Origin of the sequence: Citrobacter sp. Igbk 17 (assembly GCF_028069775.1) — a bacterium.
Classification (GTDB): domain Bacteria; phylum Pseudomonadota; class Gammaproteobacteria; order Enterobacterales; family Enterobacteriaceae; genus Citrobacter.
Genome location: NZ_JANEWI010000012.1, coordinates 1 through 15168, shown reverse-complemented (window position 1 = coordinate 15168; position 15168 = coordinate 1). Strand labels below are relative to the sequence as shown.

Annotated in this window: 17 protein-coding genes and 1 pseudogene; 1 reads left to right on the top strand and 17 read right to left on the bottom strand. The window is 54.2% G+C overall.

Annotated elements, in window-relative coordinates:
• Positions 1-90: 90 nt before the first annotated feature.
• From NNO08_RS09390 to NNO08_RS23190, 16 genes and pseudogenes are all read right to left on the bottom strand, one after another.
• Complete coding sequence (locus tag NNO08_RS09390) at positions 91-1140, bottom strand: cytochrome c-type biogenesis protein CcmH (RefSeq protein WP_271440095.1); 1050 nt, start codon at positions 1138-1140, stop codon at positions 91-93.
• Positions 1137-1694 carry a thiol:disulfide interchange protein DsbE gene (gene dsbE / locus NNO08_RS09385; protein ID WP_005129316.1) on the bottom strand — a complete coding sequence of 186 codons (558 nt, stop codon included), beginning with the start codon at positions 1692-1694 and terminating at the stop codon, positions 1137-1139. Before dsbE ends, NNO08_RS09390 begins: the two co-directional genes overlap by 4 nt.
• Positions 1691-3646: a heme lyase CcmF/NrfE family subunit gene (locus NNO08_RS09380; RefSeq protein WP_271456610.1), complete on the bottom strand. Its 1956-nt coding sequence runs from the start codon at positions 3644-3646 to the stop codon at positions 1691-1693. The genes dsbE and NNO08_RS09380 overlap by 4 nt, the downstream gene beginning before the upstream one ends.
• Entirely contained in the window at positions 3643-4122 is a 480-nt protein-coding gene (gene ccmE, locus NNO08_RS09375; RefSeq protein ID WP_005129319.1) for a cytochrome c maturation protein CcmE, read from the bottom strand. The genes NNO08_RS09380 and ccmE overlap by 4 nt, the downstream gene beginning before the upstream one ends.
• Positions 4119-4331, bottom strand: a complete 213-nt coding sequence (ccmD, locus tag NNO08_RS09370) for a heme exporter protein CcmD (RefSeq protein WP_020996676.1) — start codon at positions 4329-4331, stop codon at positions 4119-4121. The genes ccmE and ccmD overlap by 4 nt, the downstream gene beginning before the upstream one ends.
• Positions 4328-5065 (bottom strand): heme ABC transporter permease, encoded by a 738-nt coding sequence (locus tag NNO08_RS09365; protein WP_271440097.1) that lies wholly within the window; start codon positions 5063-5065, stop codon positions 4328-4330. Before NNO08_RS09365 ends, ccmD begins: the two co-directional genes overlap by 4 nt.
• 88 nt (positions 5066-5153) lie before the next feature.
• On the bottom strand, positions 5154-5813 hold the full coding sequence (gene ccmB, locus NNO08_RS09360; protein ID WP_005129323.1) for a heme exporter protein CcmB: 660 nt from the start codon (positions 5811-5813) through the stop codon (positions 5154-5156).
• Positions 5810-6427 carry a cytochrome c biogenesis heme-transporting ATPase CcmA gene (gene ccmA / locus NNO08_RS09355; RefSeq protein ID WP_271456638.1) on the bottom strand — a complete coding sequence of 206 codons (618 nt, stop codon included), beginning with the start codon at positions 6425-6427 and terminating at the stop codon, positions 5810-5812. Before ccmA ends, ccmB begins: the two co-directional genes overlap by 4 nt.
• A gap of 13 nt (positions 6428-6440) precedes the next feature.
• Complete coding sequence (napC, locus tag NNO08_RS09350; RefSeq protein WP_005129332.1) at positions 6441-7043, bottom strand: cytochrome c-type protein NapC; 603 nt, start codon at positions 7041-7043, stop codon at positions 6441-6443.
• A 9-nt stretch (positions 7044-7052) separates the two neighbouring features.
• Positions 7053-7502 carry a nitrate reductase cytochrome c-type subunit gene (gene napB, locus NNO08_RS09345; RefSeq protein WP_048212558.1) on the bottom strand — a complete coding sequence of 150 codons (450 nt, stop codon included), beginning with the start codon at positions 7500-7502 and terminating at the stop codon, positions 7053-7055.
• 132 nt (positions 7503-7634) lie between these two features.
• Positions 7635-8486, bottom strand: coding sequence for a quinol dehydrogenase ferredoxin subunit NapH (napH, locus tag NNO08_RS09340; protein ID WP_271456609.1), 852 nt, complete (start codon positions 8484-8486; stop codon positions 7635-7637).
• Positions 8473-9168: a ferredoxin-type protein NapG gene (gene napG, locus NNO08_RS09335; protein ID WP_137384108.1), complete on the bottom strand. Its 696-nt coding sequence runs from the start codon at positions 9166-9168 to the stop codon at positions 8473-8475. Before napG ends, napH begins: the two co-directional genes overlap by 14 nt.
• A 6-nt stretch (positions 9169-9174) precedes the next feature.
• On the bottom strand, positions 9175-11661 hold the full coding sequence (gene napA, locus NNO08_RS09330) for a nitrate reductase catalytic subunit NapA (RefSeq protein WP_271456608.1): 2487 nt from the start codon (positions 11659-11661) through the stop codon (positions 9175-9177).
• On the bottom strand, positions 11658-11921 hold the full coding sequence (gene napD / locus NNO08_RS09325) for a chaperone NapD (protein ID WP_048211123.1): 264 nt from the start codon (positions 11919-11921) through the stop codon (positions 11658-11660). The genes napA and napD overlap by 4 nt, the downstream gene beginning before the upstream one ends.
• The gene (gene napF, locus NNO08_RS09320) at positions 11911-12402 is read right to left on the bottom strand and encodes a ferredoxin-type protein NapF (protein WP_202038234.1); all 492 of its coding nucleotides are present in this window, start codon (positions 12400-12402) and stop codon (positions 11911-11913) included. The genes napD and napF overlap by 11 nt, the downstream gene beginning before the upstream one ends.
• 375 nt (positions 12403-12777) lie before the next feature.
• Positions 12778-12834 (bottom strand): annotated as a pseudogene (locus NNO08_RS23190) (hypothetical protein); the annotation flags it as partial.
• Here NNO08_RS23190 and eco point away from each other — a divergent pair.
• Positions 12816-13313, top strand: a complete 498-nt coding sequence (gene eco, locus NNO08_RS09315; protein WP_271456637.1) for a serine protease inhibitor ecotin — start codon at positions 12816-12818, stop codon at positions 13311-13313. The pseudogene NNO08_RS23190 and the gene eco overlap by 19 nt on opposite strands.
• Positions 13314-13410: 97 nt before the next feature.
• Here eco and mqo read toward each other — a convergent pair whose 3' ends face one another.
• Complete coding sequence (gene mqo, locus NNO08_RS09310; RefSeq protein ID WP_271440102.1) at positions 13411-15072, bottom strand: malate dehydrogenase (quinone); 1662 nt, start codon at positions 15070-15072, stop codon at positions 13411-13413.
• Positions 15073-15168 lie beyond the last annotated feature (96 nt).

Here is a 15168-nt window from a genome sequence, read left to right as displayed (position 1 = left end):
AAGATGCCGGATACGACGCCTCAGCGTCTTATCCGGCCTACAAGGCCCACACAGGCCCGAAAGCTGCGCGCCATCGGGCAATCTGAACGCTTATTTCTCCTGCGGTGCCAGCTGTTCCATCGCCTGTTTGATGCTGCGCTCAATTACCGTCCGACGGGTATCATTGGCGGGCAATAATTTCAGCATCATCTCCCACGCCGCAACCGCCTCACCGAAGCGCTGCTGTTCGAAAGCATTAAAAGCGTACATGCTCAGTACACGCACATTCGCATGTTCGCTCCTGACCAATTGACGTAACAACTCCCCACCGCGACGGTTATCATCTGGATCGGAAGAACGGGTCAACGCTTCCGCATAACCCAGCGCAGCATCGCTGTTTTTAGGATCCAGTCGGTAGGCATTAGCATACGCTTCAGTTGCCGTACTGGCATTACCGAGAACCATGCCTACGCGCCCAAGCATAATCCAGCCTTCAACGTTTCCGGCATCGGTTTGCAGCCGGGTACGTAATCCCAGCGCCAGACGCGCCATATCCTCTTCATTCAGCGGCTCAGCCTTTGGATCTAACGCCCGCTCCAGCAACGCCGGAGCCTGTGCAGTCGCCTGCTGCCAGACCTTAACCTGCTTATAGCTACCGGTTTGGTAATAGCTCACCGCGCCCACCACCAGCGCCACGATAACGCCGGGTATAAAGAGTCCTAATCCACCGCGTTTACCGTCGGGGGTAATATCATCAGGAAATTCTTCCTGCTTCACTCGTACTCGACGGCGTGAGCGGGCAAAAATAATCCAGCCCCCTAAGCCAATTGCCACAACGGGCATCACCCACAGCAGCACAGTCAGCGGCGTCAACGGCGGATCGTAAGTCACGAAATTGCCGTATCGTGCCACCATGTAATCGACAATTTCTTTCTGGCTTTTCCCTTCCTGCATCAGTTCGTAAACCTTCTGACGCAGATCGGTGGCAATCATTGAGTTAGAGTCAGCAATGCTGTTGTTCTGACACTTTGGGCAGCGCAACTGTTCAGTAAGCTGACGGAACTGCTGTTCCTGCGCCTCATCTTTGAACTGCATCACGTCAATAGTGGCCAGCGCCGATCCCGAGATAACCAGCATCAGCAGGCCCAGAAAGAACCTCATTGCGCAGCCTCCTTACTGTATTTATCCCACAATGGTTTGATCTCGCTCTCCCACACCCTGGCGTTTAAGTCGCCGGCATGGCGATAGCGAATAATGCCTTTACCGTCGATAAGGAATGTTTCCGGCGCACCATACACGCCAAGATCGAGGCCTAGCATACCGTCGCCGTCAAACAGACTTAAGGCATACGGATTGCCCAGTTCTTTCAGCCAGACGATAGCTTTTTGACGATCGTCTTTATAGTTCAACCCAACGACCCGCACGCCTTGTGCCGACAGCTGGTTCAGATACTGGTGCTCAGCGCGACAGGTCGGACACCAGGTCGCCCACACGTTCAGCAGCACCGGCTTCCCCTGCGTCAACACATCAGCCTGGTAATGCTGGCCCGGGTTTTCCAGCGATTCCAGGCGGAACGTCGGAACAGGTTTGCCGATCAACGCCGACTCCAGATTGGTAGGATCGTCTCCCTGCGCGTTACGCGCTAACTGCCACAGCAGCGCCGCCGCAATGATGAGAAAAATAATAAACGGAATTAACAATGCATTGCGCTTCATACAGCCTCCGGCGCGTTTTTTTGCGCAGCAGCACGAGGACGTGTGCGCTGGCGATAGCGTGGATCAAACAGGCAGAACAACCCGCCCAGCGCCATCAGCAACCCTCCGGCCCAAATCCAGCGAATAAACGGTTTATAGTACAGACGCACTGCCCACGCGCCGTTGTCCAGCTCTTCGCCTAATGCAGCGTACAAGTCACGCGTCAGCCCGCCATCGATCGCCGCTTCGGTCATCATTGAACTGGTGCTGTTGTAAAAACGTTTTTCCGCATGCAGCGTCGCTTCCGGCTTGCCGTCGCGGGTAACACCAATCACGGCCACGCCCCCCCGATAGTTAGGTCCGGTAATATCTTTTACTTCGCGGAAGGTGAACTGATAATCATGAATAGCGACGCTATCGCCCGCCTTCATACGCACATCGCGTTCAACGCTGTAGTTCTGACTAAAGGCAATACCGACGATGGTGACAGCCAGCCCCACGTGACCTGAAACCATGCCCCAGTAGCTCGGCGTCAGCTTTGTGCCGCGCGAAATACGCAGGAACGCTTCAGACATCGCCAGCACAAATATCCAGCATGCCATTGCCATACCCACGACCGTCATGGCAGCGATACGGTCTTCAAACAGCCACGGCAGCAGCACGGACAGTACCAGCGTGGTAACAAACGCGACAATCAGTAGCGTTTTCAGCTTCCGCGGTCGGTCACGTCCCCAGCGTACCAGTGGCCCAATCCCCAGCAATAGCGCAAACGGTGCCATCAGCCAGGTAAACATGGTATTGAAGAATGGCTCGCCAATTGAAATACTGCCCAGCCCCAGCTGTTTGTGCACCAACGGCAACAGCGTGCCGAGGAGCACCACCAGCATGGCAGCAATCAGCAGCACGTTATTACCCAGCAACAGCGATTCACGCGACCACAGCGCGTTATTCACCCGCGAACGAACCTTGTGTCCACGTACCGCAAACAGCAGCAGGGAACCGCCGATAACCAGCACCATAAAGGCAAGAATGAACATCCCGCGCGACGGGTCAGAGGCGAAAGCGTGCACCGACACCAGTACACCCGAACGCACCAGGAACGTCCCGAGCAAGCAAAGCGAGAAGGCGCATATTGACAGCAGCAACGTCCAGGCTTTAAAGCTGGCGCGTTGTTCGGTCACTGACAGCGAGTGCATCAGCGCAGTCCCCACCAGCCACGGCATAAACGAAGCGTTCTCTACCGGGTCCCAGAACCACCAACCGCCCCAGCCCAGTTCGTAGTATGCCCACGCAGAGCCGAGCACAATACCCAGTGTCAAAAATACCCATGCCGCCAGCGTCCACGGACGGGAAAAACGGGCAAAGGTGCTATCCAGACGCCCGCTCATCAGTGCGGCAATGGCAAAAGCAAAAGCCACAGAGAAACCGACATAGCCCATATACAGCAATGGCGGATGGAAGATCAACCCCGGATCCTGCAACAGCGGATTAAGGTCACGCCCTTCTATCGGGAAGTCCGGCAGCGTGCGGGAAAACGGGTTGGAGGTAAACAGAATAAACAGCAGGAAGCCGACGCTGACCATGCCCATCACCGCCAGTACGCGGGCGACGATATCCAGCGGCATCCGCTGGCTGAATAGCGCCACTGCGAACGTCCAGCCGCTCATCAACAACACCCACAGCAACAGTGAGCCTTCATGTGCGCCCCATGTCGCGGCGACGCGGTACCAGACCGGAAGTTGCGTATTGGAGTTACTGGCGACATAGGTCACGGTAAAGTCATTGACCACAAATGCGTTTACCAGTACCAGAAACGCACCCACCACACAGATAAACAACACCCAGGCAAAGGGGCGCGCAGAGGCCATCATCCGGACATCGCCACGCGCAACACCCCACAGCGGATAAACCGACAGCAATAGTGCAACGCCGAGTGCCAGGCACAGTAGCCCATTGCCAATTTCAGGCATCATGACGTTTTATCCTTATAAACACTTTCCGGGCGACGGTGGTTCTCCTGCATCGCTTTTTCAACTTCCGGCGGGGTGTAATTTTCATCATGTTTGGCAAGGACTTCTTTGGCCTGCACATGATTTCCCTGATCCAGTTCCCCCTGAACAACGACGCCCTGCCCTTCACGGAACAGATCCGGCAGGATACCTTCATAAGTCACATCCACCACACCTTCGGCGTCATAGATGCTGAAGTTAACTTTCAGCGACTGCGGATCGCGCTTCACACTACCCGGCATAACCATTCCGCCAACGCGCAGGCGTTGACCGACTTCCGGCATCTGCTGAGTTTCGCGCTTGCCGTAGAGTATTTCTCCCGGCGTATAGAACAAATCGATATTGGAACGCAGCGCGTAGAGCACCAGCGTGATGGTCAATGCCAGGCCCGCCAGCACCGCACAGGCTATCCATAGCCGATTTTTACGTCGAATATTCACGCCGCCTCCCGTTGAACTTGCGCCGCACGCATGCGCGCTTCTCTCGCCCGCTGCTGCGCCACGCCGCGTAAGATTGCGCGATGCTGTAGTGCAGAATGCAGCACCAGCACCACCAGCGGGATAACGCTCATGGCCACAGCCAGCCAGACATACAAGGCGTAACCGCCCATCGCGAAAAAATCACTCCATGATGCAAATGCAGGGGTCATTGGCGGCCTCTTTTTAAGATCAGTTCACTCACCCACGGGCGGCGTTTTTCCATCAATAAAATCAGATTACGCATGCGCATCAGCGCCAGCGTGACAAACAGGAGTAGATAGCCGACGATCGCCAGGCGCAGTGGCGTACGCATCGCCGGATCAATACTTTGCTGCATGCGGGTCGACCCCTGGTGCAACGTGTTCCACCACTCGACCGAATAGTGGATAATCGGTAAGTTCACGACACCAATCAGTACCAGAATACCGGCTGCTCGTCCCGCCATGCGACGATCATCAAAGGCATGCCACAGCGCAATGGCGCCAACATAGAGAAACAACAGCACCAGCTCAGAAGTGAGTCGGGCATCCCAGACCCACCAGGTTCCCCACATCGGTTTTCCCCATGCAGAGCCCGTCACCAGTGCAATAAAGGTAAACACTGCGCCAACTGGCGCCATCGCTGCCAGCGCCAGATTGGCCATTTTCATTTGCCAGACCAGGCCGATAAATGCGGCAACCGCCATCGACGCGTAAATGCCCATCGACCAGATTGCCGCCGGGACGTGCAGATAGATGATGCGATAGCTTTGCCCCTGCTGATAATCCGCTGGCGCGAAGCCAAATCCCCAAACCCATCCTGTTACCAGAACCACTGCACTGGCAATCGCCAGCCATGGGATAAACCAGCCACAGATCTGATAGAGACGTGGGGGCATCGCCAGTTGATGAAGTGTTTTCCACATAGTTCAGTCACCAGACTCAATAAATTAGTAAATTTCCGTTTTACCGGAGGGCGGCTTCGCCTTGTCCGGCCTACAAGTCATATCTGCGCTATTGCACGCTGATACGTAACGCCGCCGCCGTCGCAAAGGGACTTAACGTGGCGCTTCCTACCAGTAGAGCTCCAAGAATCGCCATGTACCCTTCAACGGGTAAGTGCATCGAGGCGGCGTCCATCGCAGCGGTCGCAAAAATCAACAATGGAATGGTTAGCGGGAGTACCAGCACGCTCAACAGCACGCCACCGCGTTTTAACCCCACCGTCAGTCCCACGCCAGGTGCGCCGAGAAAACCCAGCGTCGGCGTTCCAAGCAGCAACGTCAGCGCCATAATTTGCCAACCATACATATCCATTCCCAGCAGCAATGCCACCAGCGGCGAGAGGATCAGCAGCGGTAAACCGGTTACAACCCAGTGCGCCATTACCTTCGCCAGCACCACGGCCGGTAGCGGCAATGGCAGCAGCATCAATTGTTCGAGGCTGCCATCCTGTAGGTCATCCCGAAATAAACGTTCCAGCGCCAGTAATGATGCCAGCAATGCGGCAACCCAGATAATGCCCGGTGCAATACGCGCCAGCAGCTGTGGCTCCGGCCCTATGCTGAGCGGGAACAGGGTTATGACGATCAGGAAAAACCATAACGGATTGGCGATCTCTGCACTATGACGGAACGCAACCCGCAGTTCTAAACGGAAGATTTGCCACATCATTGCGCGGCCCTCTCGCTGGTCAGCGCAATACGTCGCACTTTATCGGTCTCAACACCCAGAGGCTGGTGCGTGGTAAGGATCACAATACCCCCCTGCTCTGTATGCTGTGCCATGCGCTGAGTCAGTCGCTCAACGCCGTGCACATCAATTGCCGTAAAGGGTTCATCGAGGATCCACAGTCGCGCGCGGGTCAGCCAGAGGCGAGCCAGTGCCACGCGCCGCTGTTGTCCGGCAGAGAGTTGATTAACAGGAATATCTTCATATCCAGCGAGACCTGCCTGCGCCAGCGCCACTAGACAATCGCCATCGTGATGGAAAAACCGCAGATTCTCCAACGCCGAAAGCCGGGTTTTTATCCCCGGCTGATGTCCGATCCACAGCAGTTCCTGATGGTAGCTGTCCCGCACCTGGTGCAGCGATTTCCCTTGCCAGCAAACCTCTCCGGCGTCAGGACGAGCCAGCCCGGTAAGCAACCGCAACAAGGTGGTTTTCCCTGCGCCATTACTCCCGGTAATTTGTACCCATTCCCCTGCATTGACGCGAAATGACAGATCGCTAAACAGTATTCTGTCATCTCGCTCGCAGAGCAGTTCTCTGGCCTCAAGCATCCTGATTATTTACATCCTGTTAAAAGCCCGGTTTGACTTCGCGCATATCAGGCAGTTTGTGTGCTATCCCTTTATGACAGTCAATACAGGTTTGCCCTTCTTTCACGGCCTGGTCATGCATTTTAGCCGCTACGCCTTTCTGGGCGGTTAAATCCATAAACTCGAAGTTGTGACAGTTCCGACACTCTTGCGAATTATTGTCTTTCATACGCCGCCATTCATTTTGCGCCATCGATAAACGGTGGTCTTCAAATTTTTGCGGTGTATCTATCAACCCCAGTGCTTTCGCGTACAGCTCCTTGCTGGCCTTGATTTTGCGGATCATTTTCGGGCCCCACTCATGAGGGACGTGGCAATCAGGGCAAGTCGCGCGCACACCGCTGCGGTTGTTGTAGTGTACGGTTTCCATATATTCCTGGTATACCGTGTTGCGCATTTCGTGACAGCTAATGCAGAACTCTTCAGTATTGGCCTTTTCCATACCGGTATTAAAGCCGCCCCAGAAAATAATGCCGCCCACAAAGCCGATTAACAACAGCGTGCCGAGCGCCAGACGGCTGGGGCGACGCCACCATTGCCAGACGCGCTTAATCCAGCCTGGTTTACGGTTAGAATTTTCCATAATGACCTCTTATTTCCCGTAACCTTTCGAGGGGGTGAAGGTATTTTCAACAATCGGTGCCGCATCAGCCTGCGGGACATGACACTGCAGGCAGAAGTAACGACGCGGAGCGACTTCAGCCAGTACCTTGCCGTTGCTGTCCATAAAGTGCGTCGGGCTGATACGCGGTGCACCGGTGGTGCGGTAGCTTTCAACACCGTGACACTGCAGGCAACGGTTGGTATTGGTCGTCACCTGGTAGCCGTCAACACTGTGCGGAACCATTGGTGGCTGATTCACATAATTCAGCGGCATACGCTCCTGCTCTTTCGGCATGCGAATCGCCCCTTCCTGTGTCCCTGAGACTTCCGGTGACTGGCTCAGATCCACTCCGTTTGCAGCCCAAACGGCCCCACTGACTACCAGGGCCAGCGCGGCTGTCCATTGACTCAGCGCTTTAATCAGGTCATGGCTTTTCATTGTTTAGCTCCCGAACTCCATCGCATTTACACTTCATCCTTTAAGCTGCCTCTTTGTTGGCTGCGCTCCGAAACCCCAGTCACATAGTTACTATGCTCCCGGGGATTTCCTCACTTGCCGCCGCGATGCATCTCAAATGATTTTGTGTATCGTTATTGTAAAAACATCCTCAGAACAGACATCCACACAGCGACCGCAGGCCATGCAATCGCGACTGGTCACCTGCACCGGGCTTTGCTCATCCAGCACCGGCGCACGTAGCACATGCGGTTCCGGGCAAACATGAAAACAATCCATACAGCGGTTACATCTCTTACGTTCTTTTGCCGATACGGTTAATGCACCTTTACTACCCAATACGCCATACAGCGCACCCAGGGGGCAGAGATGCCCGCACCAGCCATGCTCAACAACCAGTAAATCAAATAAAAACAGCGCGAGAATAAGCAGCGCCCCGCTGCCAAAGCCCATTACCAGGCTACGTCCCAGCAAAGAGACCGGATTTATCCATTCCCATAGCAGCGTCCCTGTCAGGGCAGAACCGACCAGGATAACCACCAGCAGGACGTACCGTATATGGCGCGGCAAAGTCGCAGACTGATTCAGGTCAAATCTTCTGCGCAGCCAGCTCGCCAAATCAGTAACCGGATTCATCGGGCAGACCCAACTACAAAACAATCGCTTACCGGCAAGGGCATACAGAACCGTAATAATGGCGGCCCCTGTTAACGCAACTGTTGCGGGCAGGTGCCCGCTGGCCAGGCTTTGCAGGGTGATCAGCGGATCGGTTAACGGAATGGTATCCAGCAACAGGCTGCTGCTGTAATTACCATGCAGGATCCACACGCCCAGCCAGGGACCGCTGAGAAACATTGCCAGAACCAGAAACTGGCTCAGACGACGCAACACCAGCCAGCGATGGCTCCGCCACCAACCTTTTTTCGTTTGTGCTTCACGCCCCGCATCACGTTTACGATTTGCCATTGTTCCCCTCCAGCCAACCGAAGCGGTAATGGTGTCCCAACTCCCCTTTCGCCAACGACAGTGGCAACACTTTTATTGCCGGCTGTTCCAGTACGCATACTTTTTCGCATTTACCGCAGCCAGTACAGGCATCGCTATGCACGGTTGGAATAAACCGCGCATGCTTACCGGTACGCATGTTGCGATCCAACTCCAGGGTGATGGCCTCATCGATTTTCGGGCACTCGCGATAGCAAACGTCGCAACGCAATCCCTGATAGTTGAGGCAGTTCTCGTGATCCAACAACACCGCCAGCCCCATGCGTGAATCGTCAATAGACTCGATCTCCCTGTCCAACGCGCCGCTGGGGCAAACTTTGGCGCACGGAATGTCTTCACACATCTCGCAGGGGATGTCGCGAGCGACAAAATAAGGTGTTCCGGCCGCCAGCCCGGAGGCCAGCGTTGCCAGTTTCAGCGTGTCGTACGGGCAAGCCTGGACGCACTGACCACAGCGCACGCAGGCGCTGGCAAATGCGTCCTCACTCAGAGCCCCAGGCGGGCGCAACCGCACACCTGTTGCGCGTGCAGTTTGCTGTTGCAACCCCAGCGCCACGCCAACGACAGCCAGCCCGCCAGCTGCACGAACCATATCGCGCAGGAAGCGGCGGCGGCCATTTTGGGGTTTTGCTGACCGGGACATAACGCGTTACACCTTCGCCAGTTTCACAGCGCACTTCTTGAAATCCGTCTCTTTAGAGAGCGGATCCGTCGCATCCAGCGTCAGGTTGTTCACCAACTGTGCGGCATCGAAGAACGGCATGTACACCAGCCCCTGCGGCGGACGGTTGCGGCCGCGTGTTTCAACAATCGAAATCACTTCACCACGACGGGAAACCACTTTGACCTTGTCGCCTCGGCGCAGATCGCGCGCTTTCGCGTCCAGCGGATGAATAAACAGTACCGCCTCCGGGAACGCACGGTGCAGTTCCGGCACGCGGCGCGTCATGCTGCCGGTGTGCCAGTGTTCCAGCACGCGACCGGTGGAGAGCCACAGATCATATTCTTTATCCGGCGCTTCAGCAGCAGGCTCAAATGGCAGCGCGAAGATAACCGCTTTACCGTCCGGTTTACCGTAGAACTTGTAGCTTTCACCTGCTTTCACGTAAGGGTCATTGCCTTCGCTGTAACGCCACTGGGTCTCTTTACCGTCAACCACCGGCCAGCGTAACCCGCGCGCCTTGTGGTAATCATCGAACGGTGCGAGATCGTGTCCGTGTCCGCGACCAAACCAGGCATACTCTTCGAACAGACCTTTTTGCAGGTAGAAGCCGAGTTCGCGAGATTCATCGTTGAGTTGATCTTCAGCCAGTTCGCTGACCGGGAATTTCGTGACAGCTGGCGTGGCGAACAGCACGTCATACAACGTCTTACCGCGCAGCTCGGGTTTCTTCGCCAGCAGTTCCTCCGGCCAGACGTCTTCCGTTTTGAATCGGCGGGCAAACTGCACCATCTGCCACAGGTCAGATTTCGCTTCGCCCGGTGCTTTAATCTGCTGGCGCCAGAACTGAGTACGGCGCTCGGCGTTACCGTAAGCCCCTTCTTTCTCTACCCACATCGCTGTTGGCAGGATCAGGTCGGCCGCCAGAGCACTGACCGTCGGGTACGGATCGGAAACGATGATAAAGTTGCGCGGATCGCGCCAGCCAGGCATACGCTCTTCGTTGATGTTCGGCCCAGCCTGCATGTTGTTGTTACACATCACCCAGTAGACATTGAGCTTGCCATCTTTCAGCGCACGATCCTGCGCCACCGCATGCAGACCGATTTTCGCCGGGATAGTCCCCGCCGGAATGTTCCAGTGTTTTTCACAGATATCGCGGTGTTTCTCGTTCGTCACCACCATGTCCGCAGGCAGACGGTGAGAGAAGGTCCCGACTTCACGCGCAGTACCACAAGCAGAAGGCTGACCCGTCAGCGAGAATGGGCCGCAGCCTGGCTGAGAAATTTTACCGGTCAGCAGGTGCAGGTTATAGACCAGGTTGTTCGCCCATACGCCACGGGTATGCTGGTTAAAGCCCATCGTCCAGTAGGAGATAACTTTCTTCTTCGGATCGGCATACAGCTGTGCCAGCTGTTCCAGCTGATCTTTTGGCACGCCGGTCATTTCTGCGGTTTTGTCCAGCGTATATTCCGCAACAAACGCTTTGTACTCTTCAAAGCTGATCGGTTCAGAGGCGTCAGAACCTGGGTTTTTCGCCGCTTTTTCCAGCGGATGGGTAGGACGTAAACCGTAGCCGATATCCGTCGCCCCTTTACGCAGGTTAACGTGCTTGCTAAAGAAGTCCTGGTTTATCGCATTGTTTTGAATGATATAGTTTGCGATGTAGTTGAGGATCACCAGGTCGCTTTGCGGCGTAAAGACGATGCCGTTATCCGCCAGCTCAAAGCTACGATGCTGGAAGGTAGAGAGAACGGCGACGTTAACGTTAGGATCGGACAGACGACGGTTGGTAATGCGTGACCACAGGATCGGGTGCATTTCCGCCATGTTTGCGCCCCACAGGACGAAAGCATCTGCATGTTCGATATCGTCATAGCAGCCCATCGGCTCATCCATACCAAAGGTACGCATAAAGCCCACAACGGCTGACGCCATGCAGTGACGCGCGTTCGGATCGATGTTATTCGAACGGAAACCGGCTTTGAACAGTTTTGCGGCAGCGTAGCCTTCCCAGATGGTCCACTGACCGGAGCCAAACATACCAATTGCGTCTGGCCCTTTCTCTTTCAGAGACGCTTTAAACTTCTCTTCCATCACATCAAAGGCCTGGTCCCAGCTAATCGGGGTGAATTCGCCTTCTTTGTGATATTTGCCGTCTTTCATGCGCAGCATCGGCTGCGTTAAACGGTCTTTTCCGTACATGATTTTCGGCAGGAAATAACCTTTGATGCAGTTAAGCCCACGGTTAACAGGCGCATCAGGATCGCCCTGACATGCCACAACACGTCCTTGCTGGGTTCCTACCAATACGCCACAACCCGTACCACAGAATCGGCACGGGGCTTTGTCCCATTTGATCGCTTCTTGCTGACCGACTACCGCGCGGGCAACGCCCGGCACGCTTAACCCGGCAGCCGCCGCAGCGGCCGCAACGGCGTTAGCTTTCATAAAGCTACGACGACTGAGTTTCATGGTGTTTCCTCACCTTGCTCATCCTGCTGGTGATAAACCAGCGACACCGCCAGCACGCCCGCAACGTTGCGCACTGACTCAATTGTTTTCATTAGCGTTTCACTATGCTCAGCTTCTACCACCACAATCAGCTGACCGCTTTCCACATCGCTGAGAGCAACTTCGCAACCCGGAAACGAACGTAACTGCGTGGCGATATCGCTGATGTGCTGACTTTTGGCCTGAACGACCAGGCTGCAGACCTGCCAGTTAGTGTCCATGGTTGTACTCCGCATTAATGGCTGATACCGGACAGATAGCGACACACGCGCCGCATCCGTTACATGCCTGATTGTCGAGCTGTGGCTGATAAATACCGGACAGCGTGGGACGAAAGGTAATGGCCATGGGTTCACAGCTATCCTGACAGCGATGGCATTCAACGGACTGATGCGCGAGACAGTTGTCACCGATCGAAAAATTCAGATCCCATGCCCTGGTGTGGCGCGGAAGAAAAAGTGATTCGGGACAGGCCTCTGCGCAGGCGTAACAAAAGCTGCATTCGCCGTGTTTGAAATTTACGCTTGGATAACCGCCCTGGCCTCGCTGCAGGATGTCGGTTTCACACGCCTGGATGCAGGCGTCACAACGGAGGCAATTGGCCAGAAAGTGAGAGTCTTCCTTGCTCCACGGCGGACGAATCCCCGCGTTGGCTTTACGCCAACTGCCTGTCAACATGCCTCGACGGGATAAATCAACCATGACATTGTCCTTCCATAATGACGCTCTCCCTCGGCGGGTTGAACGACAATAAAAAACGCACTATTTATGAGTAGTTATTTTTAACCGTAAGATATTTCAGGATGTGTTAGAGGTGCATACCCCAATTGGGGTAAATGCTGTTGCCGGATCAAAAGAGTGTTGAGTTGGCGGGGAAAAGTGCGCTTTTGCTCACATTTCAATGAGTTATATAATGAATTATATAACGAAGTTATGCAACAGAGAATAATCTCATAATTCAGATAATTCCTGGTATTTATCGCTACACAAACCATAAACCTTTAATTAATGCACTTAAAATATAAGTAAATTTAGATTAATAGACGATGTGAATATGCTAACCTGCCCTGGATACGTTCATAAGACAGAAGAAAGGAAACACTGTGAACAATAAGATGAAGACAATTGTCCCTGCCGTACTCTTTGCCGCCTTCGCCAGCACCACTACGTGGGCGACAACCACCGATGCCAGCGCTCAGCCGCTGGAAAAAGTCGCCCCTTATCCTAAAGCGGACAAGGGAATGAAGCGTCAGGTTATTCAGCTTACTCCTGAGAAAGATGAATCTACTCTGAAAGTAGAACTGCTGATCGGACAAACGCTGGAGGTTGATTGCAACAAACATCGCCTTGGCGGAGAACTGGACAGCAAAACGCTGGAAGGTTGGGGTTATGACTACTATGTATTCGACAAAGTCACTTCTCCGGTTTCAACCATGATGGCCTGCCCGGACGGTAAGAAAGAGAAGAAATTCATCACCGCGTATCTGGGTGAAGACGGTATGCTGCGTTACAACAGCAAATTACCGATTGTGGTCTACACCCCAGAAAACGTGGAGGTGAAATACCGCATCTGGAAAGCAGAAGATAAGATTCAGGACGCCGTCGCGCGATAAGTGAGAATGTGCCGGATGGCGGCGTACCGCCTAATCCGGCCTACAGACGCATGAAGTAGAAATAGGCCGGATAAGCGCAGCGCGATCCGGCTTTTTTTTACAGCGCGATATCCGCCACGGCTTTCTGCTCAGGTTGCGGTTGCGCCTGAGGTTTTAGCTGTGGTTTCGGTGCTTCATCAGCAACCTGCGGTTTATCGTACTTCAGACCCAGTACTTCGCTGGTGTATTGCAGCTCTTGCTCCGTCGCATCAACGTTGCCGTTCAGCTTGGTGCCATAAGACGGAATAATCGTTTTCAGCTTCGCCTGCCATTGCGGACTGGCAACTTTATCTTTAAACACTTTTTCCATCAGATGCAGCATGATCGGTGCCGCGGTTGATGCCCCCGGTGATGCGCCCAGTAGCGCAGCAATGGTTCCCTCTTTATCGCTGACCACTTCGGTTCCCAGACGCAGAACGCCGCCCTTCTCAGCATCGCTTTTGATGATCTGCACGCGCTGGCCCGCTTGCCACAAACGCCAGTCTTCTTTCTTCGCCTCTGGATAGTACTCCTGCAGAGCAGCAAAACGATCGTCGTCGCTGAGCATGACCTGGCTTACCAGATATTTGACCAGATCGAAGTTATCCAGACCCACATTCACCATTGGCATAAAGTTGGACGTGGTAGTAGAACTGAGCAGATCCCACAAAGAGCCATTTTTCAGGAATTTGGTGGAGAAGGTCGCGAACGGCCCAAACAGCACCACGCGTTTACCATCCAGAATACGGGTGTCAATGTGCGGTACGGACATCGGCGGCGCGCCGACAGATGCCTGACCATACACTTTCGCCAGGTGACGATTGACCACATCAGGGTTTTCCGCCACCAGGAACTGACCACCAACCGGGAATCCGGCATAGCCTTTCGCTTCCGGGATATCGGTTTCCTGCAGCAGTTTCAGTGCTGCACCACCGGCACCAATAAAGACAAACTTCGCCTTAATGGCGTGTTCCGCTTCGTTGTTTTTCAGATCGGCAACCGTGACGGTCCAGCTATTATCCGCGTTACGCTTAAAGCCGCGAACTTCGGTGCTCAGTTGCAGCGCAAAATTAGGTTTTTTCTGCAACGATGCAATCAGCTGGCGCGTAATTTCGCCGTAGTTCACGTCAGTACCGATCTCAGTACGCGTTGCCGCAACTTTCTGTTTTGGATCGCGACCTTCCATAACCAGAGGCGCCCATTCTTTAATCTGCGCGTGATCTTCAGAATAGCGCATACCGCGGAACAGGGTGCTTTGCTGGAGTGCCGTGTAACGGGCACGCAGGAAATTCACGTTCTCGTCGCCCCAGACAAAGCTCATATGGGGAACCGTGGTAATAAACGAGCGGGGTTCATGCATCACGCCATTGTTGACCTGATACGCCCAGAACTGGCGGGAAATCTGGAAGGCTTCGTTAATTTCGACTGCCTTTTCAATACTGATGCTACCGTCAGCCTTTTTAGGCGTGTAGTTCAGTTCCATAAGTGCGGAGTGGCCTGTTCCGGCGTTGTTCCAGCCGTTTGAACTCTCCTGAGCAACGCCATCCAGTCGCTCTACCATGGTCATTGACCATTGCGGCTCCAGCTCCTGTAAATAGGTTCCCAGTGTGGCGCTCATGATGCCGCCGCCAATCAACAGTACATCCGTTTCCTGCTCTTCCGCCGCTTTCGCTTTTGCTGCCATCGAGACAACATTCAGCCCTACGGCCATGGTGAAGAGCATGGCAGTCACTTTTTTCATAATGTTAATGCCTTACTTTTAGTATCGCTTTTTGCTTTTAGTGCAGGTGAAAATCGAGCGGTAACAACGGTAACACTTAAGTAAAAATAATTAAAT